This is a genomic window from Martinezella lusitana, from assembly GCF_900094565.1.
Lineage (GTDB): Bacteria > Pseudomonadota > Alphaproteobacteria > Rhizobiales > Rhizobiaceae > Rhizobium > Rhizobium lusitanum.
Map to the genome: position 1 here is coordinate 24,635 of NZ_FMAF01000005.1, position 19,598 is coordinate 44,232.

16 protein-coding genes are annotated in these 19,598 nt (G+C 60.8%); 7 read left to right on the top strand and 9 right to left on the bottom strand.

Features of this window, described 5'->3' with window-relative positions:
- Window positions 1-130: 130 nt before the first annotated feature.
- Complete coding sequence (locus GA0061101_RS12290; RefSeq protein WP_037199943.1) at window positions 131-478, bottom strand: lysozyme inhibitor LprI family protein; 348 nt, start codon at window positions 476-478, stop codon at window positions 131-133.
- 175 nt (window positions 479-653) lie between these two features.
- Here GA0061101_RS12290 and GA0061101_RS12295 point away from each other — a divergent pair, with 175 nt between their 5' ends.
- Together GA0061101_RS12295 and GA0061101_RS12300 are read left to right on the top strand one after the other, a co-directional pair.
- On the top strand, window positions 654-2,057 hold the full coding sequence (locus GA0061101_RS12295; RefSeq protein WP_037199942.1) for a DegQ family serine endoprotease: 1,404 nt from the start codon (window positions 654-656) through the stop codon (window positions 2,055-2,057).
- Complete coding sequence (locus GA0061101_RS12300) at window positions 2,054-3,370, top strand: replication-associated recombination protein A (RefSeq protein ID WP_037199941.1); 1,317 nt, start codon at window positions 2,054-2,056, stop codon at window positions 3,368-3,370. The genes GA0061101_RS12295 and GA0061101_RS12300 overlap by 4 nt, the downstream gene beginning before the upstream one ends.
- Window positions 3,371-3,373: 3 nt before the next feature.
- On the opposite strand, the gene GA0061101_RS12305 is transcribed toward GA0061101_RS12300, so the two are convergent.
- The 6 genes from GA0061101_RS12305 to GA0061101_RS12330 form a co-directional block, all read right to left on the bottom strand.
- Complete coding sequence (locus GA0061101_RS12305; RefSeq protein WP_092573643.1) at window positions 3,374-3,703, bottom strand: DUF1883 domain-containing protein; 330 nt, start codon at window positions 3,701-3,703, stop codon at window positions 3,374-3,376.
- Window positions 3,704-3,812: 109 nt separating this feature from the next.
- Window positions 3,813-4,082, bottom strand: a complete 270-nt coding sequence (locus GA0061101_RS12310; RefSeq protein WP_047557883.1) for a hypothetical protein — start codon at window positions 4,080-4,082, stop codon at window positions 3,813-3,815.
- 32 nt (window positions 4,083-4,114) lie between these two features.
- On the bottom strand, window positions 4,115-4,312 hold the full coding sequence (locus GA0061101_RS12315; RefSeq protein WP_092573644.1) for a hypothetical protein: 198 nt from the start codon (window positions 4,310-4,312) through the stop codon (window positions 4,115-4,117).
- A 142-nt stretch (window positions 4,313-4,454) separates the two neighbouring features.
- The gene (gene dapA, locus GA0061101_RS12320; RefSeq protein WP_092573645.1) at window positions 4,455-5,396 is read right to left on the bottom strand and encodes a 4-hydroxy-tetrahydrodipicolinate synthase; all 942 of its coding nucleotides are present in this window, start codon (window positions 5,394-5,396) and stop codon (window positions 4,455-4,457) included.
- Between the two features lie 12 nt (window positions 5,397-5,408).
- A complete protein-coding gene (locus GA0061101_RS12325) occupies window positions 5,409-5,636 on the bottom strand; it encodes a hypothetical protein (RefSeq protein WP_131512087.1) in 228 nt (75 codons plus the stop codon).
- A gap of 178 nt (window positions 5,637-5,814) precedes the next feature.
- Window positions 5,815-6,831, bottom strand: coding sequence for a ketopantoate reductase family protein (locus tag GA0061101_RS12330; protein ID WP_092573849.1), 1,017 nt, complete (start codon window positions 6,829-6,831; stop codon window positions 5,815-5,817).
- A 237-nt stretch (window positions 6,832-7,068) separates the two neighbouring features.
- On the opposite strand from GA0061101_RS12330, the gene GA0061101_RS12335 reads away from it, so the two are divergent.
- From GA0061101_RS12335 to GA0061101_RS12355, 5 genes are all read left to right on the top strand, one after another.
- Entirely contained in the window at window positions 7,069-8,994 is a 1,926-nt protein-coding gene (locus GA0061101_RS12335) for an AfsR/SARP family transcriptional regulator (RefSeq protein WP_141694063.1), read from the top strand.
- 200 nt (window positions 8,995-9,194) lie between these two features.
- Entirely contained in the window at window positions 9,195-10,643 is a 1,449-nt protein-coding gene (locus GA0061101_RS12340) for a hypothetical protein (protein ID WP_092573647.1), read from the top strand.
- Window positions 10,621-11,439 (top strand): hypothetical protein, encoded by an 819-nt coding sequence (locus tag GA0061101_RS12345; protein ID WP_092573648.1) that lies wholly within the window; start codon window positions 10,621-10,623, stop codon window positions 11,437-11,439. Before GA0061101_RS12340 ends, GA0061101_RS12345 begins: the two co-directional genes overlap by 23 nt.
- Entirely contained in the window at window positions 11,439-12,380 is a 942-nt protein-coding gene (locus GA0061101_RS12350) for a methyl-accepting chemotaxis protein (RefSeq protein WP_037199930.1), read from the top strand. The genes GA0061101_RS12345 and GA0061101_RS12350 overlap by 1 nt, the downstream gene beginning before the upstream one ends.
- The gene (locus tag GA0061101_RS12355; RefSeq protein WP_092573649.1) at window positions 12,374-13,387 is read left to right on the top strand and encodes an OmpA family protein; all 1,014 of its coding nucleotides are present in this window, start codon (window positions 12,374-12,376) and stop codon (window positions 13,385-13,387) included. The genes GA0061101_RS12350 and GA0061101_RS12355 overlap by 7 nt, the downstream gene beginning before the upstream one ends.
- Window positions 13,388-13,406: 19 nt before the next feature.
- Here the strand turns inward: GA0061101_RS12355 and GA0061101_RS12360 are convergent, their stop codons facing one another.
- On the bottom strand, window positions 13,407-15,029 hold the full coding sequence (locus tag GA0061101_RS12360) for an ABC-F family ATP-binding cassette domain-containing protein (RefSeq protein ID WP_037199927.1): 1,623 nt from the start codon (window positions 15,027-15,029) through the stop codon (window positions 13,407-13,409).
- Between the two features lie 384 nt (window positions 15,030-15,413).
- On the bottom strand, window positions 15,414-19,220 hold the full coding sequence (locus tag GA0061101_RS12365; RefSeq protein WP_092573650.1) for a vitamin B12-dependent ribonucleotide reductase: 3,807 nt from the start codon (window positions 19,218-19,220) through the stop codon (window positions 15,414-15,416).
- Between the last annotated feature and the right edge of the window lie 378 nt (window positions 19,221-19,598).

Below are 19,598 nucleotides of genomic sequence, written 5' to 3' on the forward strand. Positions count from 1 at the left end.
AGCGAGACCGAGAGAGGATGGATGAGGGGCCTTCTGGATATTCACGGCGATGGCAAAGCCCACCGCTCGTGCGGTAGCCCTCTCCCCGCAGGCGGGGAGAGGGGACGACAGCGCAGGATCTTCTGGCTCGTCATAGCGGTCGATTGATCTGCTTATACGTTTCGTTCAGCTCCTTCAGGCGATCCTGATAGGACGATGTCAGGCAGGCGACATCCGCGGCGCAAGTCTGCCGCTTCTTCAGCCATTCTGTCTGCTGGTCCTGCATCGCGCCGCGCGCGCCCATGGCGAGGAGCCCCGAGAGCAGGTCGAAAGTCGTCACCATCTTCACGTCTGCGTCGTTGAGCGCCCTGACGTCGCATATCGTCTTCTCATCCGGCTTCAGGTTCTGCGCCTCGCAATCGAAGCTGGCGGCATGGGAGGCGCCGGCTGCACTGAAGGAGATAATGAGGACGGCGGCGGCAAGGCTGTTCAATCGCATGATTCTGCTCCCTTTGACGATTCACAACGCAAAATGCATGACAGCATGTTTTTGTTCATCGAACCTGTTTTTTATCGCCGCAAACTTCCATTTATGCTTCATGCTTCCGCCCTCTTTTCTTTCTAGCGTCGGGCGCTACAACGTTGTTTCAAGAGCATTAAAAAAGGAAGTTTCCATGCATGTCCTCCTGAGGCGCACCACCGTTTCGATGATTGCCCTCATCATGGCGATGCCGCTTTCCGCTGAGGCGCAGACGGCGAAGTCGGTGCCGCAAAACCAGATGCAGATGCAGCTTTCCTTCGCACCGCTGGTCAAGCAGACGGCTGGAGCGGTGGTGAACGTCTATGCCGAGCGTATGGTGCAGCGGCAGTCCCCCTTCGCCGGCGATCCCTTCTTCGAGCAGTTCTTTGGCCAGCGCATGCCGAATCGCACCGAGAAGCAGTCTTCACTGGGCTCAGGCGTCATCGTGGAGGCGAACGGCACTGTTATCACCAACAATCATGTCGTCGACGGTGCCGATGATATCAAGATTGCGCTGTCGGACGGCCGGGAGTTTCCCTGCAAGGTCGTGCTGAAGGACGACAGGGTCGATCTCGCGGTCCTGAAGATTCAGTCGAAGAACGAGAGCTTCCCGATCCTCCCCCTTGCCAATTCCGATGCGGTCGAGGTCGGTGATCTCGTGCTGGCGATCGGCAACCCCTTCGGCGTCGGGCAGACGGTGACGAGCGGCATCGTTTCGGCGCTCGCCCGCAACCAGGTGAAGAACGAAGTCGGCTTCTTCATCCAGACCGATGCCTCGATCAATCCCGGCAACTCCGGCGGCGCGCTGGTGAATATGAGCGGCGAGCTGATTGCGCTTAACACCGCCATCTTCTCGCAGGGCGGCGGCTCGAACGGCATCGGCTTCGCTATCCCCGCCAACCTGGTCAAGGTCTTCCTTGCGGCATCCGATCGCGGCGATAAGTCTTTCGAGCGCCCCTATATCGGCGCCTCCTTCGAGCCTGTGACCTCTGATGTCGCCGAAGCGCTTGGCCTGGACAAGGTGCGCGGCGCTCTAGTGACCAAGGTCCTCGATGGCGGCCCGGCAGCCAAGGCCGGCTTGAAGCCAGGGGAAGTGATCACCGCTCTCAATAATATCCCGGTCGAGCATCCGGATGCGCTCGGCTATCGCCTGACGACGGCGGGCCTCGGCGCCACCGTGTCGTTGACGGTGCTGGACAATGGCAAGGAGCATGAGGCCAGCATGACGCTTGCCGCTGCGCCTGAATCCACGCCGCGAGATGAAAGGCTTATCCAGGGCAATAATCCCTTCGCCGGCGCAACCGTTGCCAATCTTTCACCGCGCGTTGCCGACGAATTGCATCTGCCGCCCGATTCGACCGGTGTCGTCATTGAAAGTCTGAAGTCGGATTCGCCCGCCGAGCGCCTCGGCTTCGCGCCGCGAGATATCGTTGTTTCCATCAATGGCGTCGCCGTGAACTCTACTGAAATATTGCAGCGTACTGTCGGCTCCAATCCGAGTTTTTGGCGCGTGGAGATCGATCGTGACGGCCAGCGTATCAGGCAGTTCTTCCGATGAATGACGACCTGTTTGCACCGCAGATACCGGAGGAGGTCGCCAACAAGCGACCGCTTGCCGATCGTCTGCGGCCGCAAACGCTGGCCGAAGTCACCGGCCAGCCGCATCTGACGGGCGAAGACGGCGTTCTGCGCCGGATGATCGAGGCGGGGTCGCTCGGCTCCATGATCTTCTGGGGCCCTCCCGGCACTGGCAAGACGACGGTCGCAAGGCTGCTTTCAGGCGAGGCCGGTCTTGCCTTCGAGCAGATCTCGGCGATCTTCTCCGGCGTCGCGGATCTGAAGAAGGTGTTCGAGGCCGCGCGGCTGCGCCGCATGGCTGGCCGCCAGACCCTGCTCTTCGTCGACGAGATCCATCGCTTCAATCGTGCGCAGCAGGATAGTTTCCTGCCCGTCATGGAAGACGGCACGGTCATTCTGGTCGGCGCCACGACGGAGAACCCATCCTTCGAGCTCAATGCCGCTCTTCTCTCCCGCGCCCGCGTCCTGACATTCCGCTCGCATGACGAGGAAAGCCTGGAAGAGTTATTGCGCCGGGCCGAGGCCGTGGAAGGCAAGCCGTTGCCGTTGACTGAAGATGCCCGCGCCAGCCTGATCGGCATGGCTGATGGCGACGGCCGCTCTGTGCTGACGCTTGCCGAGGAGGTCTGGCGCGCCGCGCGCAAGGACGAGCTTTTCGATCCCGATATGCTTGTCAAGATCGTGCAACGCCGGGCTCCGGTCTACGACAAGGCGCAGGACGGGCACTACAATCTCATTTCGGCCCTGCATAAATCCGTGCGCGGCTCCGATCCCGATGCGGCGCTTTACTATCTCGCCCGCATGTTCGATGCCGGCGAAGACCCGCTCTATCTCGGCCGCCGGCTGGTGCGTATGGCGGTCGAGGATATCGGGCTTGCCGATCCGCAAGCGTTGGTGATCTGCAACGCCGCCAAGGATGCCTATGACTATCTGGGGTCACCGGAGGGTGAGTTAGCGCTGGCGCAGGCCTGCGTCTATCTCGCCACCGCTCCGAAATCGAATGCGGTCTACACCGCCTTCAAGGCTGCCACGCAGGCAGCCAAGCAGAACGGCTCGCTGCTGCCCCCCAAGCATATCCTCAACGCGCCGACGAAACTGATGCGCACCGAGGGATATGGCGACGGCTATCATTATGATCACGACGAGCCGGATGCCTTTTCAGGCCAGAACTACTTTCCGGAGAAGATGGGCCGCCAGACCTTCTACGATCCGCCCGAACGCGGTTTCGAGCGCGAAATCCGCAAGCGGCTGGACTGGTGGGCGAAGCTTCGCAAAGAGCGCGGCGAGCGCTAGATTTCACCGGCCGGTGACGTCCTGCTGTGCCTTCTGGATACGCGGAGCAGCCGTTTTGTCGACCATCTTCACGCTCGATTCCGCCAGGCTTTTGTGGCCCTCCATGTCGACGACGAGATGCCAATGACCGGCTTCGGGAATGGTCAGCCGGATCGGCGATTTCTTGGCGACACCGCCGATGAACTGATGCTTGAGGGTTTCCATGAAGCGCTCGAAATTCGAGCTGTTCATCAGCCGCACGTTGGCGATGGCTGATAGTGTGATCTCGATCACCGTTCCGGCGCGTTGTTCCTTGAGATCGTAGTGGCTGTAGCGGAAGGCAGGCTTTGACATTTGCGTTTCTATTCTCTGGAACACCCGGCCAGAAATCCTACCCGAAGCCGGGTTAAGGAAACGTTGGGCCGGGTGTGCAGCTATCGAAGCCTGCGCTCAAGGGCAGGGCCTAATGAAGATTGGAAGAGGCGGCCGGGAAGCCATCCAGGTCGAGTACAACGCCTTCGGGCGCGTGGCAGATGTCCGCCGGGTTATGGTTGCACTCTTCCGCTGCGAAATGCAGGGCGGCAGCCTCGTTGCGGAATAGGCCGCCGACGAGGCCCTGCCGGTCCTGAACAATCCAGCTGCCGCGACGGTCACGGCCGACGATGAAGCGGGCCGGAGCCGGCAAGAGGGAGCTGTGAGCCGAGCGGCGTTGGATATGCTGTGCGTTTGCCATGTGATTTTCCTCGTGGATCTCTTCGATTACACTCAATGCCCGGCCCAATGCAGCAGCATCTGGAGGACGCCGGCGATGAGAAAGACAAGTCCGAGGCGCGGAGCGACGGCGTGAAGGCCGTCCAGCAACGCTTGTGAAGAGATGCGCCACCCGCTGGCTGCTAGGGTCGCAGCACGAGGGCGTTGGAGGGGATCGGCGGGTACGCCGGCATGCATAAAGCGTGACATCATAGTTCCTTTCCAGTGTCACCGGCACCTCTGGTCTGCTAAGACCGCTTCAGGTGCCACGCTGTTGAATCTATGAGTGAGCCGCTAGGATTTCCATTTGTCCGAAATGGCAAAAATATAAAAATCTCATAGGGATGGAGCGGTTTTACAATCCCAGCCGGAGGGCATGGCGGGACGCAAGCCGGCCGCTGCCGTCGAGCTGAAGCGGCGCGACGGCGGCCTGGATCGCCGCCGCGGTTTGACTTTCGACGGAGACCAGCGGCAGGCGTACGTCCGGTTCGAAATCTCTCATGAGTGACAAGGCGTGCTTGACCGTTGCGGGCTCCCTCTCCTGTCTCAGCGCGTTGAACAGCGGCCGCAAGCGATCATCGATTGATCGGGCGGCGGCCAGGTGGCCGCAGGCTGCTGAATGCTGCATGGAACGGAAGAGCCGGGGTACGATATTGGCGGCGTTGGAAAAACAGCCATGACCGCCCGCAATCGTAAAGGCGAGCGCGCTTGTGTCGCTGGATGTGTAGAAACCGAACCATTCCGGCAGCAGGGGACGCCAAAGATCCAGGCGCGTGATATCGCCGCTGCCATCAGCAATCCCTATGATGCCAGGAATTTCGGCCAACCGGGCGATCGTCGTCGGAGCGAGATCGATTGCGGTATGGGACGGCTGGTTATGGATGATAAGCGGCAGGTCGGTGCGCGCCGCAACCTGCTCGAAGTGGTGAAGGACACCCTTCTGCGTCGGCTTCGAATAGTAGGGCACCGTCACGAGTGCGGCGCCGGCGCCGAGCCGTTGCGCCTGCAGCGTCTCTTCCACGGTCGTCGCCGTGTCATTCGTGCCCGTCGCAACGATGACGGGCGTCCTAGCCTCTGAAAGCTCGACGCAGGTTTCTATGATGCGCACCCGTTCGGCATCGGTCAGCGTCGGCCCTTCGCCCGTCAGCGAGCAGGCGAGCAGCCCATCTACGCCGCTCAGCAATTGCCATTCGACATGTGCCGTCAGATTGACGGTATCGAGCGTACCGTCGCGAAATGGTGTTGCGAGAGCGGTGATCGCACCGCCGATGCGCCTCTGCAAGCTCGGCCTGCCCATGGTCGTGGCGCCTCAGAGATAGTGAAGCACGATGAAGAGCTCCAGGCCGCCGAGCAGCAGCCCGAAGGCGAACATCGCCTGAAAGGTGCGCTTCTCGCGAACCTGGCGATTACGAAGCCGGCGTCCGGGCTGGGGCTTTGCTGTTGAAGCTGACGGAGCGACGCGATGGTGTCTCTCGTCGCTGTCGTGAACGAGAACGCGGATGGATTCCGTCAGGCTGGGTGCGTGCGTGTCGAGCATGGCATAGGCCTCCATATTTCGACGCAAGCATAGTGCCGGGCAGCATAGGAAATCCATTCGCGGCGGGAGGCGAAGAAGTAAGGGAGATATAAAGAGCCGCGTTGCCGGGGCCTCAGCGGATATCGCGAAACTCTGTATCCGTTGAGGAATACGGCCGGCGAGACCCGCCGGCGAACCGCTATCCGGCCGCCTGCAGGTTCTTTCGGTCCAGCTGCGTCACCAATGCAAGGATCGTTGCTGAAGTCGGCGTCGGCACGCCCGTCAGCTTGCCGAGCGTGACGACGACGCCGACGAGGGGTGTGATTTCCAGTGCCTTGCCGGCAAGCAGATCCTGCAGCATCGAGGTGCGCACAGGCCCGATCTGGCGCGAACGCTCGAGACGTTCTTCGACCGATATCGCTATGCGCGATCCCAAAGCCCCGGCAACGGCCTTCACCTCGCTCATCACCTGGCCGACCATCGCGGAAAGAGCGGGATCGTCCATAATGTCGGACATCAACCCCCGCGTCAGCGCGCTGATCGGATTGAAGGCGGCGTTGCCCATCAGCTTACTCCAGATGTCGTCGCGAATGCGCGCCGAAATGGAGATGTTGATACCCGCCTTCTGCAGCAGCGCTGCGATGGCCTCTAAGTCCGCGGTCGTCTCGCCGGACGGTTCTCCGAGAATGAAGTGGCCGTTATTGCTGAGCTTGATCTCGCCGGGGCTGATGACCTCAGCGCCCTGATAGGCAACGCAGCCGATAACGCGCTCGGGGCCGATCAGCCGCCAGAGATCGCCGTTCGGATCCAGTTCCTCCATCTGGTGCTCGGCATGGCCGCTCTGTCGGTCCCGGTGAAAATACCACCACGGCACGCCGTTCAGGATCATCACGATGCGCGTGCCGGCACGCAGGAGCTTGGCGATGCCGGGAGCTGCCGCGCCGAGCTGGTGCCCCTTAAGCCCGGTGATGACGAGATCCTGCGGCGGCAGATCGCCCGCATCGTCGGTAGCCGTCATCCGGGCGACGAGGGGGCGATCCGCATCGGCCTCCCAAAGGCGTATGCCGCCAGCGCGAATGCCGTCCAGATGTGCTCCGCGCGCGATAACGGAGATGTGTACCTGCTCCTCTTGTGAGGAGGCCAGCTTTGCCGCAATAGCACCGCCAAGCGCGCCCGCGCCATAGATGCAGATGGTCTTGGGAGGGGAGGAAATCATGGCGTAGTGCTCCGAGTCGATCACGGTTGCTGCAAGGTAGGTCATATCAGCGATTTGGCGAATGGTTTATTAGTTCAGGCGCAATTGGAATTGAAATTCGTCGGGCCTTCATTCACATTACAGCCTTGTGGAAATTTCACCATTTCTTTGAACGGCTTGCTCGAGCTTGACTGAAACCAATCCGGCAAGGGACCACAGTTTCGGCTTGTCCCGCCAGTATTGGCTGATGCGGATTTCATGAACACAAATATGTTTTCGCTGCATACATTTGGTGGTTTGAAGCTTCTGGACAGTGATGGCCGCGAGATCGCGTTTCCTGAGAAGGGCCTGTTGATTCTGGCCTATCTGATGGTGGGGCCGGCGGAGCGCGCGCCGCGCAGCGCAATAGCCGAGCTTTTGTGGGGGCAGGACGATAACGGCAATGCCAAGGTCAATCTGCGCAAGCTGGTTTCGAGAATAAGAAGCCGCCAGGGCGAGCTGGGCAGGGCGTTTCTCCGGTTCAGCGAAACCGCCATCGAGCTTGAGCCGCCGCGACTGGCTTCCGATATTTCGCTTCTGGACGCTGATCGGGCCGATCCGGTTTTTACAAAGCTGAAACTGCTGTTGGAAACGCTCGAAGCGGAGTTCCTAGGCGGGATCAATTGCCAGAGCCCGATCTTCTTCCATTGGCGTGAGGCGCAGACGCATCGCCACGCGCAGGTGCTGAAGGAAACTTTGATGGTGGCCGCCGCACAGGCCAGCACGAAGGACGAGATCGCTCTGGTGAAAGAGGCCGCACTCCTGGTTTTTGGTGCCGATCCGGAGGATCCGGATATCCGGCGCATTCTGCTGCGGATATTCGACGCGGCCGGGGAGGTCGAGCACTTCAGGCGCATTTTCGAACGACGCGGCGCGCTGCTGGCGTCATTTTCGCGGTCGGAGGATAAGTCACCCACCCATGGTCAAAGTGCCGCCGGCTCGGCGGAAGGATCTGTGGATGCCGGGCAGAAGATAGGGATACCGCTGCGGATATTGCGTCCCTCCGACACACAAACCAGCGCTTATGACGCGTCGTCCCTCATGGACGACATCACCATAGGCTTCTGCGCGCTGAATAGCCTGGAGGCGAATGATCGCTGCACCGCTATCCGGATTGGCCGGCGAGACGAGGATGCGGCCTCCGGTCAGCAAGACCGGTCTTATGTTCTGCACATGCGTCTAAGCACGCAGAACCACAACACCCTGCTATTTTCACAGCTTGTCGAAACTGCCAGCAACGAGATCGTCTGGGCGGACCGCCTCAGCCTTGAGCAATCTCCCCACGAACAACAGAGGCAGAAGATCGCGCGTCATATCGTGTTGTCGCTGACGGGGCAGATCGAACGTCGGGAAATGATGCGGGCTCATTTCGACAGAAGTCCAGCGGCCTATCAACGCTATCTCTCCGGTCGACGCTACCTTGGTCGCTTGTCGCTGCCGAATCTGCAGAAGGCGCGAGCGGAGCTCGAGGCTGCATTGCGGAGTGGCGATCGTTTCGCCCCTGCCTTGAGCTCCATCGCCCGCACCTATTCCAGGCAATGGTTGTTGACCTCGGGCGGGGATGCAGCCCTGCTGAAGGAGGCTGAAGGCTATGCCATGCGGGCGATTGCGGCGCGGCGCGACATCGCGGACGGCTATCGCGAGTTCGGCGTTGCGAAAACCTTCCAGGGCGCGAGTGACGAAAGCCTCGAAGCGCTGGAATTGGCCGAGGCCTTGAACCCGAACCATGCCGGCATCATTGCCGACCAGGCGGAGGCGCTGATCTATTCGTCACGGCCGGATCTGGCCCTGCAAAAGATCGAAACTGCCATTGCGCTTCATCCGCTGAGCCCCGATTCCTATTTCTGGATCGCCTCGGCGGCCAGCTATATGCTCGGCAGCTTCGAGGCCGCCCTGGGCTATATCGACCGGATGGCGGATGCCCGCCTGGCGGACAGGATTTCGGCAGCGAGCTGGGCGATGCTCGGTGATAAGGAAAGGGCGGGTTTCTTCGTTCGGCGCGTTCATGACGCCAATCCCGGCTTCGATATCGACAAATGGCTTTCCGTGGTGCCGTTCAAGGAGCAATGGCAACACGACATCTATCGCGAGGGGCTGCGCAGAGCGGGCTTCTGGAAGAGCAGTTCAAATCCGGCCGGGGCGTAGTTCTTAAGGATACGCTGCCGTTCGAACCGCCAAGTCTGGTGCGGCCGGAACGGGCGTTTTCCGCTCACTGTTCCATCGGGCTAGTCTTTACCACAATCGCATCCTAACCTTGGCTAGATCGCTATGGACCGGGAACAACCGGTGCGGTATCGATCTATCGTTTGTCCTTTCTAAGTTGATGAATTCGCCGGGGAAGATCATTGCGTTTCGAAGCCTTAAACCGCCTTTGGGAAAGCGTTCGGGAGACCAGCCATGATTTCCGGGCCTCGACGGACGTCTTTCCCGTCGTCGATATCGACAAGCTCGGATCGACTCTCGACTTGAAAGAGAAAGGTGCCGCGGCGGGACGGTTGAACCGGCCAGGATCTGGCGCGCAATCATTCGACGAGACGGAGCAGCGGATCGTCACCTGGGTCGAAGCCGAGAAGAAGAGCTCCTATCAGGTCCTCGAGGATCAGCTCCAGACCTTCGACAGCCGCCTGCGAAATCTCGATTTCGAAGGACAGTTCGGGCTAATCCGCCAGGCGAACGCCTCGAGCCTATCGGATTTCAAGGCGGAGGTGGCAAGCGGCGTCGACGAGCTGCACGGCCTGCGCCGCAATCTGAAGACCGCCGAGGACGAAATGGTGGATTTCAAGGCCAGGCACAGGCTGCAGCGCGCGGCAAAGGTCTCCAGCAAGGCCGCCTGGGGCTTCAAGGTCGCGCTCATCATCTTTCTCGTTCTCATTGAAATGGTGATGAACGGCAGTTTCCTCGCCAAGGGGAGCGAGCAGGGCGTCGTCGGCGGCGTGACGGAAGCGGCTGCCTTCGCGTTTCTCAACATCGGCACGGCGCTGATGTTCTCTTTCTTCTGCGTCCGCTTCCTCCTGCATCGCTCCTATGCGCTGAAGCTGCTCGGCCTGCTCGGCCTCGTCGCCTATGTCGCCGTCGCCTTGGGGATCAACATCGCGCTGGCACATTACCGCGAGGTATCGGCCACCATTTTGAGCGGCGCCGGCGCCGAGGTGATACAGCGCTTGAAGAAGGCGCCGCTGGGGCTGCAGGAGCTGAACTCCTGGATGCTTTTCGCCGTCGGCCTGATGTTCTCGCTCGTGGCTTTTATCGACGGCTGCTATCTCACCGATCCCTATCCGGGTTTTGCCGGCGTGCAGAAACGCCTCGATGCGGCGAGAGACAATTATATCGACCGCAAGCTGGATCTGATCGACGACCTTCGCGAGATCCGCGACGAGCACAACAGCAAGATCGAGGAAATCATCCGCGACCTCTCGCTGCGCCGGCAGGAGACGGCTGCCATCATCGCCCATCGCGGCAGAACCGCCGGCCTTTTCGCCGAACACCAGAACCATCTCGAACGCGCCGCCAATGTGCTGCTCACCAGCTATCGCGATGCCAACAGGGCGGCACGCACCGAGCCGGAACCGTCCTATTTCGCATCCGCCTACAAAATGGAACGGTTGACGTCGGTGCTGCGCACAGAAGAAGAATGGGACGACAAGGTGCTTGGCGCGCGCATCCAGAGCGCACAGGCCGAGCTGTCGGAGCAGATCAAGCAGATTGGCGACGAATTCGAAAGCGCCATCGAGAAGTATCACAAGCTCGACAATCTTTTCCCGGAGAGCACCCTTGGCGCGACGCAAGCGGCGTAGTCGGCGCGGCGGCTCCGCCGGCCTCATCATCGCAACGGTTTGCCTTGCCGTCCTGTCTCTCGGGATCGTCGGCGCCTATGGCTGGCTGCGCTACAAGGCGAGCGGCAATGTCGCCGTCGATCAGGCGTCGCTCTGCCCGGTGGACGGACCTAAGGCGGAAACGGCCATATTGCTCGATGTCACCGATCCGATCTCGGATACGACGGCGCTCGATTTGCGCAACCAGTTCCAGAAGATCATCGCCGAAGTGCCGATCGGCGGCGCGGTCGATATCTACGCCCTGACGGAAAAGGAGGGCGAGCTCATCCAGACCTTCCACGGCTGCAATCCCGGAAGCGGGGCGAACGTCGACGAATGGACCAGCAATCCGCGCCTGGCGCAGGCGCGCTGGGAAAAGGGTTTCCAGAAGCCGCTTGCGGATATTGCCGGCAAGCTGAATGTTGGAGAATCCGGCACGCAATCGCCGATCATGGCGGCCATCCAGAAGATCAACCTGGAGGTCTTTGCCGGCGCGGCGGGCGGCATGCCGAAACGCCTGTTCGTCGCCTCCGACATGATCGAACACACGACAGCCTTCTCGAACTATCGTGATGGCGCTTCCTACCAAAAGTTCCTGCATAGCCCCGCCAACGATAGGTTCCGTACGTCACTGGACGGTGTCGCGGTCAAGATTCTTGCCTTTCAAAGGCCGAATATGAAGTTCAGCATGGAGGATCTCGCAAACTTCTGGGCGCAGTGGATCAAGGACAATAACGGCCATTTCGACGGGTTCGTGCGATTGGAGGGGATACGCTGATGGCCGGTACCGAGGCGAGATACGTCATTCGAGACTATGGGCCGATGCTCCTCTTCGCATCGGTCACCATCGGCGGCATGATCTTCATCTGGTCGTCGAAGCTCATGGGCTGGTCGCTGCCGATCGTGACAGGCGTGCCGCTGCTGCTGATGGGCATCTACTTCGTGGTATCGCTGGCCTTCGCCGGATTTCGGCTGCACAACGAGCAGGCCGGCGACAATCTCTATTACATGGGTTTCCTCTTCACCCTGTCGAGCCTGGGCGTTTCGCTCTATCTCTTCGCCGGCGAAACATCGATCGAGACCATCGTCCGCAATTTCGGCATCGCCGTGACCTCGACGATCGCCGGTGTGACGCTGCGCATCCTCTTCAACCAGATGCGGCGCGACCCGATCGACATAGAGCGCAGCGTGCGCCACGAGCTTGCCGAGATGACCCGGCGGGTGCGCACCGAACTCGACTCCTCGTCGCGCGAGTTCTCCCACTATCGGCGGGTCAGCAATCAGATGCTCTCGGAAGGGTTCGAGGAGATCGCGCACCAGGCCGAGCGCAACGGCCAGGAGATCAGCAAGATCCTGGAGGTGCTGGCGAAGCAGGCGGTGACCCCGATCAACGATGCGGCGGCACAGCTGACGGCAACGACGTCGCAGCTCTCCGATATCATCGGCAAGTTCGGCACCACTGTCGAAAGCGTCGGCAAAAAGCTGGAGGAGATCCGGTCGCCTGAGGATGTTGTCCGCGCCGAGCTGGCGCCGGCGATTGTCGCCATCAAGGAGATGTCCGAGGCGCAGCTGCAGCCGTTGCGCAATATCGAAGAAGCGCTCAATCGCATGGCGGAGGCGATGGGGCAAACGCCGTTGCCGAGGTTGAAAGCCGATGACGGCGGCACCGTATCGAAGGACGAAGCCGTGCCACGAAAACGCTGGTGGCGCCTATGGTAACGGAAGCCTCGGACAGCAGGCCGAAACTGGAGCACAAGGGCTATAATCGTGGCCTCATCCTCGGTCTGACGATGGCCGAATCCATGCTGCTTCTGGTCTTCTGCCTGCTGCTCGTTGCCGCCGCCATGATCTCGGCGGAGAGAAACCGCCGCTACGAGGTCGAGCGCAAGCTCGGGAAAGCCGAGCAGCAGATCGTCTTGCTGGAGAAGAAGCGGGCCGAGCAGGCAGCGCAGATCGTCCAGTTGCAGTCGAAGCTCGTCTCCGGCGATCTCTCGGCAGCTGACAAGGCAATCGTGGAGAAGCAATGGCGTGAGCTGGTGCTGGCGCGCGAGACGCTCGACAGCATAGCGAGCGAAGGTGCGACGTCAGCCGATCTGCAAGCGCTTTCCAAGGTTGCCGCTGTTTTGAAGGAACACGGCGTCTCGCTGACGGTCGCGCCCGATGAGGTCGACAAGCTGCTGGCCGGCAATGCAGGCGGGAAGGGTGCTCACGACTGGCCACCGATCATCAATCTCGACGATGCCAAGAAGAACTATTTCCAGTCCGGCAGCGCCGAGCTCACCAGCACTTTCGCGCGATTGCTGGACACGACGATCACCGACGAAATCGCCAGCAATCTGAGCCTCTATGGCGCCAATATCGTCGAAGTGATCGGCCACACGGACGAACAGCCGATAGCGCGCGAAAAATCCAATCTCGACGATACGCTGATCAGCGCGATGGACGGCAAGCTGCCGGTATCGGCTTTGCTGCCGGCCGACAATGCCGGGCTTGGGCTCGCCCGCGCCATCGCGGTCGCCAATGTTCTCAAGGCCAATCCCAAGCTGAAGGATGCCACCATCCTGCCGATGTCCGCAGCGCAATTGATCCTGCCCGGCGATACGATCACCTCAGGCCAGCGCGGCGCCGTGGAGTCGCGCCGCCGCATCGAGATCCGCGTGCGCGGCAGAACGATGCCCGTTGCCGTCATCAATGCCGGAACCGCACTGCCTGCAGAGGTGCACTGACGCCGGCTTTGCAGGGGTGTCAGCTATGCAGGCCGGGCGCTTCGTGGCCGGTGCGCGCCACATATTCCGTATAGCCGCCGCCATATTGGTGAACGCCCTCGGGCGTCAGTTCCAGCACGCGATTGGAGAGCGCTGCGAGGAAATGCCGGTCGTGCGAGACGAACAGCATGGTGCCCTCGTATTGCGACAGTGCCTTGATGAGCATTTCCTTCGTGTCGAGATCCAGATGGTTCGTGGGCTCGTCCAGCACGAGGAGGTTCGGCGGGTTGAAGAGCATGATCGCCATGACAAGCCGCGCCTTCTCGCCACCCGACAGCACGCGGCATCTCTTCTCGACATCGTCGCCGGAGAAGCCGAAGCATCCGGCGAGTGCGCGCAGCGGCCCTTGGCCCGCCTGCGGGAAATCGTGTTCGAGCTGCTGAAACACTGTGCGCTCGCCATCGAGAAGATCCATGGCGTGCTGCGCGAAATAACCCATCTTGACGCTGGCGCCCAAGGCGACGCTGCCTTCGTCCGGCTGCGTCGAGCCTGCCACCAGCTTCAGCAGGGTGGACTTGCCGGCGCCGTTGATGCCCATGATGCACCAGCGCTCTTTACGCCGCACCATGAAATCAAGCCCTTCATAGATGATGCGGCTGCCGTATTTCTTATGGACGTTTTTCAGGTTGACCACGTCTTCGCCGGAGCGCGGCGCTGGCTGGAATTCGAAGGCGACCGTCTGTCGCCGTTTCGGCGGCTCGACGCGATCGATCTTCTCCAGCTTCTTCACGCGACTCTGCACCTGCGACGCGTGCGAGGCGCGCGCCTTGAAGCGCTCGATGAACTTGATTTCCTTGGCAAGCATCGCCTGCTGGCGCTCGAACTGCGCCTGCTGCTGCTTCTCGTTCTGGGCGCGCTGCTGCTCATAGAACTCATAGTCACCCGAATAGCTGGTGAGGTTGCCGCCATCGATTTCGATGATCTTGGTGACGATGCGGTTCATGAACTCGCGGTCGTGCGAGGTCATCAGCAATGCGCCCTCGTAGCCCTTCAGGAAGGACTCCAGCCAGATCAGGCTTTCGAGATCCAGATGGTTGCTCGGTTCGTCGAGCAACATGACGTCGGGGCGCATCAGGAGAATGCGGGCCAGCGCCACGCGCATCTTCCAGCCGCCCGAAAGCGCGCCGACATCGCCTTCCATCATTTCCTGGCTGAAGCTCAAGCCATCAAGCACTTCGCGGGCGCGGCCTTCCAGCGCATAGCCGTCAAGCTCCTCGTAGCGCGCCTGCACCTCGCCATAGCGTTCGATGATCCTGTCCATATCGTCGGCCTGATCGGGATCGACCATGGCTGCTTCGAGCTCGCGCAATTCTGCGGCGACAATGCTCACAGGCCCGGCTCCTTCCATTACTTCGGCGACGGCGCTGCGGCCTGCCATCTCGCCGACATCCTGGTTGAAGTAACCGATGGTGACGCCCTTATCGGCCGAGACTTGCCCCTCATCGGGCTGTTCCTGTCCGGTGATCATCCGAAAAAGCGTCGTCTTGCCGGCGCCATTGGGGCCGACGAGCCCGACACTCTCGCCCCGGTTGAGCGCGGCGGACGCCTCGATGAAGAGGATGCGATGGCTGTTCTGCTTACTGATGTTTTCTATACGGATCATGTCTACGAGAGGCCCAAAGAATAAGTTTCGGGGCCTTATGCCACGGGTTGGCGGCTCTGTCGCAGGTTTTTAGCCATGTGATCGCAGGATGTGTGCCCGCGCAGCGGCTGCGTAATGAAATTCACGCCCGATCAACGATCCGCCAGCGACCTTCTCTACATCTCTGCGACGAATGGAGCTCCTGCGGGCGTTCCATCTGCCGTAAACGGCGTGGTGCCCATGCAATACGACAGGACGAACCACAAGTTCTGGATAAATGACGGCGGCTGAGGGGTATCACCCTGAATTGACGTCATCCGGACGTGAAAGTGGCTGAGAGAAATATACAATGGGCCCCGCGACTTTCGTGCGGGGCCTATCAGACAACTAATTAAATCGAGGCGCTCAGCTGCAGCCGCTCGTCGCGCCACAAGTGTCGCACTTCTCGCAAGTCCCGTTCCGCACCATCGTGAAGTTCTGGCATTCCGTGCACATGTTGCCGGTGTAGCCCTGCATGATGGAGCGGGCGCGGCGTTCGGATTCGAGCTTCTTGGCTTCCGTCTTCGCAGCCGCTGCGTCGCTCGCAGCCTTGTCGGTGAAGAGGCCGGTGGATTCGGCGACTTCGCTGACAACTTCTTCCGCAATCTCTTCGGCCAGTTCCTTGGCGCGCTCCTCATAGTCGCGCTTGAAGGCGACGACTTCGGAGGTGGAGATGGCGGTCGCCGGTTCCAGCTTGCGCACCGTGTTGCCGGCAAAAGCCGTGACTGTCGCGAGCGAGGCGGCGCGTGCCGGGGCGGCTGTCGCCGCACCCTTCACCTCGGCTGCGGAGCGCTCGCCTGATGTTGGAACCAGCGTCGGCTTGTAGCCGCGGGTCAGGCCCTTGGAGAAGACATCGGCCTTGCCTTCCGATACGCCGCGGCCAAGTGCCGTGTTGTTGAAGTCGGACGTATCGACATGGGCGAGGTCGTGACGGCCGAGATAGGAGATGGCCAGTTCACGGAACACATAGTCGAGGATCGACGTGGCGTTCTTGATCGCGTCGTTGCCGGTGACGATGCCGGCCGGCTCGAACTTGGTGAAGGTGAAGGCGTCGACATATTCCTCGAGCGGCACGCCGTATTGCAGGCCGAGCGAGACCGAGATCGCGAAGTTGTTGATGAAGGCGCGCAGCGCCGAACCTTCCTTGTTCATGTCGAGGAAGATTTCGCCAAGGCGGCCGTCGTCATATTCGCCGGTGCGCAGGAAGATGGTGTGTCCGCCGATCTTGGCCTTCTGGGTGTAGCCCTTGCGGCGACCCGGCAGCTTCTCTTGCGTGCGTATGACCTTTTCGATCACGCGCTCGACGATCTTCTCGGTGATGGTGACGGCCTGGGCGGCAGCCGGAGCCTGCAGGAATTCCTCCATCGCATCCTCGTCGCTGTCGTCCTCGATCAGCGAGGCGTTCAGCGGCTGGCTGAGCTTGGAGCCGTCGCGATAGAGCGCGTTCGCCTTGAGGCCGAGCTTCCAGGACAGCATGTATGCGTTCTTGCAATCCTCGACGGTTGCTTCGTTCGCCATGTTGATCGTCTTGGAGATGGCGCCAGAGATGAAGGGCTGGGCAGCCGCCATCATGCGGATATGGCTTTCGACCGAAAGGTAGCGCTTGCCGATCTTGCCGCAGGGATTGGCGCAATCGAAGACGGCGAGGTGCTCGTTCTTCAGGAACGGGGCGCCTTCGAGCGTCATCGCACCGCAGACATGGATGTTGGCGGCCTCGATGTCCTTCTTGGAGAAGCCGAGATGGTCAAGCAGGCTGAAGCTGATGTCGGCCATCTGCTCGTCGGAAACCTTCAGCACGCCCTTCATGAAGTCGGCGCCGAGCGTCCACTGGTTGAAGACGAACTTGATGTCGAAGGCGCTCTTGAGGGCAGCGTTGACGGCGTCGATCTTCTCGTCTGTGAAGCCCTTGGCCTTCAGCGTCGAGGGGTTGACGGCCGGAGCCTGGTTCAGGTTGCCATGGCCGACGGCATAGGCCTCGATCTCGGCGAGCTGGCTTTCGGAATAGCCGAGTGCACGCAGCGCTTCCGGAACGGCACGGTTGATGATCTTGAAATAGCCGCCGCCGGCGAGCTTCTTGAACTTCACCAGCGCGAAGTCGGGCTCGATGCCGGTCGTGTCGCAATCCATGACGAGGCCGATCGTGCCGGTCGGCGCGATCACGGTCGCCTGGGCATTGCGGTAGCCATGCTTCTCGCCGAGTTCCAGCGCCTTGTCCCAGGCAGCCTTGGCATGGGCAACGAGATCCTTTTCCGGGTTCTCGGAGTGGATCAGCGCCACCGGATTGACCGACAGGCCCTCATAGCCTGAGGTCTCGCCGTAGGCGGCGCGACGGTGGTTGCGGATGACGCGCAGCATATTCTCGCGATTCGGCTTGAACATCGGGAATGTCCCGAGTTCGGAGGCCATTTCGGCCGAGGTCGCATAGGCGACGCCGGTCATGATCGCCGTCAGCGAGCCGGCGATGGCGCGGGCTTCGTCGCTATCATAGGGAATGCCCGACGACATCAGCAGGCCGCCGATGTTGGCGTAGCCTAGGCCGAGCGTGCGATATTCATAGGAAAGCTCGGCGATCCGGCGCGACGGGAACTGCGCCATCATCACGGAGACTTCGAGAACGACGGTCCAGAGGCGGACGGCATGTTCGTAATCGGCGATGTTGATGCGCTTCGTCGCCGCGTCCTTGAAGGTCATCAGGTTCAGCGAAGCAAGGTTGCAGGCGGTGTCGTCGAGGAACATGTATTCCGAGCACGGGTTGGATGCGCGGATCGGGCCGGCAGCCGGGCTGGTGTGCCAGTCGTTCATCGTCGTGTTGAAATGCAGGCCCGGGTCGGCCGATGCCCATGCGGCATAGGAGATCGATTCCCAGAGGTCGCGGGCCTTCAGCGTCTTGATGACCTTGCCGTCCTTGCGTGCCGTCAGGTTCCAGTCGCCATCGTTCTCGACGGCGCGCAGGAAGTCGTCCTTGATCGAGACTGAGTTGTTGGAGTTCTGGCCCGATACGGTGAGATAGGCTTCCGAATCCCAGTCGGTATCATAGGTCTTGAACTCGAGATCCTTGTAGCCCTGGCGAGCGAACTGGATGACGCGCTGGACGTAGTTTTCCGGAACCTGATCCTTCTTGGCGGCGCGGATTTCGCGCTTCAGGGCAGGGTTCTTGGCCGGATCGAAGCAATTGTCGCTGTCGCCTTCGCAATTGACCGTGGCCTTCATGATCGCCTTCAGGTGCTTGGCGACGATCTTCGAGCCGGTCACGAGAGCGGCAACCTTCTGCTCTTCCTTGACCTTCCAGTTGATGTATTCCTCGATATCCGGGTGGTCGATGTCGACGACGACCATCTTGGCGGCGCGGCGCGTCGTGCCGCCCGACTTGATGGCGCCTGCAGCGCGGTCGCCGATCTTCAAGAAGCTCATCAGGCCGGAGGAACGGCCGCCGCCGGACAGCTTTTCGCCTTCGCCGCGCAGCAGCGAGAAGTTCGAGCCGGTGCCGGAGCCGTATTTGAAGAGGCGGGCTTCGCGAACCCACAGGTCCATGATGCCACCTTCGTTGACGAGGTCGTCCTCGACGGACTGGATGAAGCAGGCATGTGGCTGCGGATGCTCATAGGCCGACTTGGACTTGGTGATCTTGCCGGTGAAGGGGTCGACATAGAAGTGGCCCTGGCCGGGGCCGTCGATGCCGTAGGCCCAGTGCATGCCGGTGTTGAACCACTGCGGAGAGTTCGGCGCGACGCGCTGGGTGGCAAGCATATAAGCGAGCTCGTCCTGGAAAGCGGAGGCGTCTTCCTCGGACGAGAAATAGCCGCCCTTCCAGCCCCAGTAGGTCCAGGTGCCGGCCAGACGGTCGAAAACCTGGCGCGCGTCGGTTTCGGAGCCGGTCTGGCTCTCCTTTGGAAGGTCCTTCATGGCAGCTTCATCGGGCACGGAACGCCACAGGAATGAAGGAACGTCGTTTTCCTCGACTCGTTTCAGCTTGGCGGGCACGCCGGCCTTGCGGAAGTACTTCTGCGCCAGAATGTCGGCGGCAACCTGCGAGAACTGTGCGGGCACATCGATATTCTCGAGGCGGAACACGATCGAGCCGTCGGGGTTCTTGATCTCGCTGGTCGCTTTGCGGAATTCGATATCCGCGTAGGGTGACTGACCGGCCTTCGTAAAGCGACGTTCGATGCGCATGGTCCCAATCCTCGTTCGTTGGCGCGCCCATGAGAGAGCAGGGCGCAAAAATCCTAATCCGGCCTCGCGATTTCAACGCGCAGCCAGTCTTCAATCCGCTTTCTGACAGGAGGTGTCATCCGGAGATGCTCTCCTGTATCTTGTGGTGATGGTGGCTGTAAACACTAAATATAGTATTAACAGCTTATTGCCGCCAGTCCCCGCACACATTTTTTGGCAGCATCGATATCGGCACAAAAACCCTCACGGCGGCCACCGATCATGGTGCATCGCCCTGAATCCAAATCCGATTTCGAGTTGAGGACCAGCCCTCGTAATTCCATCCGGTCCAGTCGCCGCCGCAACGTCGTCCATTAACTTTGAAAGACCCGATTTCGT

Coding starts and splice junctions, on each gene's coding strand:
- GA0061101_RS12325 (WP_131512087.1), bottom strand. CDS start 5,636: ATGCTCGACACGCACGCACCCAGCCTGACGGAATCCATCCGCGTTCTC.
- GA0061101_RS12310 (WP_047557883.1), bottom strand. CDS start 4,082: ATGGCAAACGCACAGCATATCCAACGCCGCTCGGCTCACAGCTCCCTC.
- GA0061101_RS12360 (WP_037199927.1), bottom strand. CDS start 15,029: ATGATCCGTATAGAAAACATCAGTAAGCAGAACAGCCATCGCATCCTC.
- GA0061101_RS12295 (WP_037199942.1), top strand. CDS start 654: ATGCATGTCCTCCTGAGGCGCACCACCGTTTCGATGATTGCCCTCATC.
- dapA (WP_092573645.1), bottom strand. CDS start 5,396: ATGGGCAGGCCGAGCTTGCAGAGGCGCATCGGCGGTGCGATCACCGCT.
- GA0061101_RS12365 (WP_092573650.1), bottom strand. CDS start 19,220: ATGCGCATCGAACGTCGCTTTACGAAGGCCGGTCAGTCACCCTACGCG.
- GA0061101_RS12330 (WP_092573849.1), bottom strand. CDS start 6,831: ATGATTTCCTCCCCTCCCAAGACCATCTGCATCTATGGCGCGGGCGCG.
- GA0061101_RS12300 (WP_037199941.1), top strand. CDS start 2,054: ATGAATGACGACCTGTTTGCACCGCAGATACCGGAGGAGGTCGCCAAC.
- GA0061101_RS12305 (WP_092573643.1), bottom strand. CDS start 3,703: ATGTCAAAGCCTGCCTTCCGCTACAGCCACTACGATCTCAAGGAACAA.
- GA0061101_RS12335 (WP_141694063.1), top strand. CDS start 7,069: ATGAACACAAATATGTTTTCGCTGCATACATTTGGTGGTTTGAAGCTT.
- GA0061101_RS12350 (WP_037199930.1), top strand. CDS start 11,439: ATGGCCGGTACCGAGGCGAGATACGTCATTCGAGACTATGGGCCGATG.
- GA0061101_RS12315 (WP_092573644.1), bottom strand. CDS start 4,312: ATGATGTCACGCTTTATGCATGCCGGCGTACCCGCCGATCCCCTCCAA.
- GA0061101_RS12355 (WP_092573649.1), top strand. CDS start 12,374: ATGGTAACGGAAGCCTCGGACAGCAGGCCGAAACTGGAGCACAAGGGC.
- GA0061101_RS12290 (WP_037199943.1), bottom strand. CDS start 478: ATGCGATTGAACAGCCTTGCCGCCGCCGTCCTCATTATCTCCTTCAGT.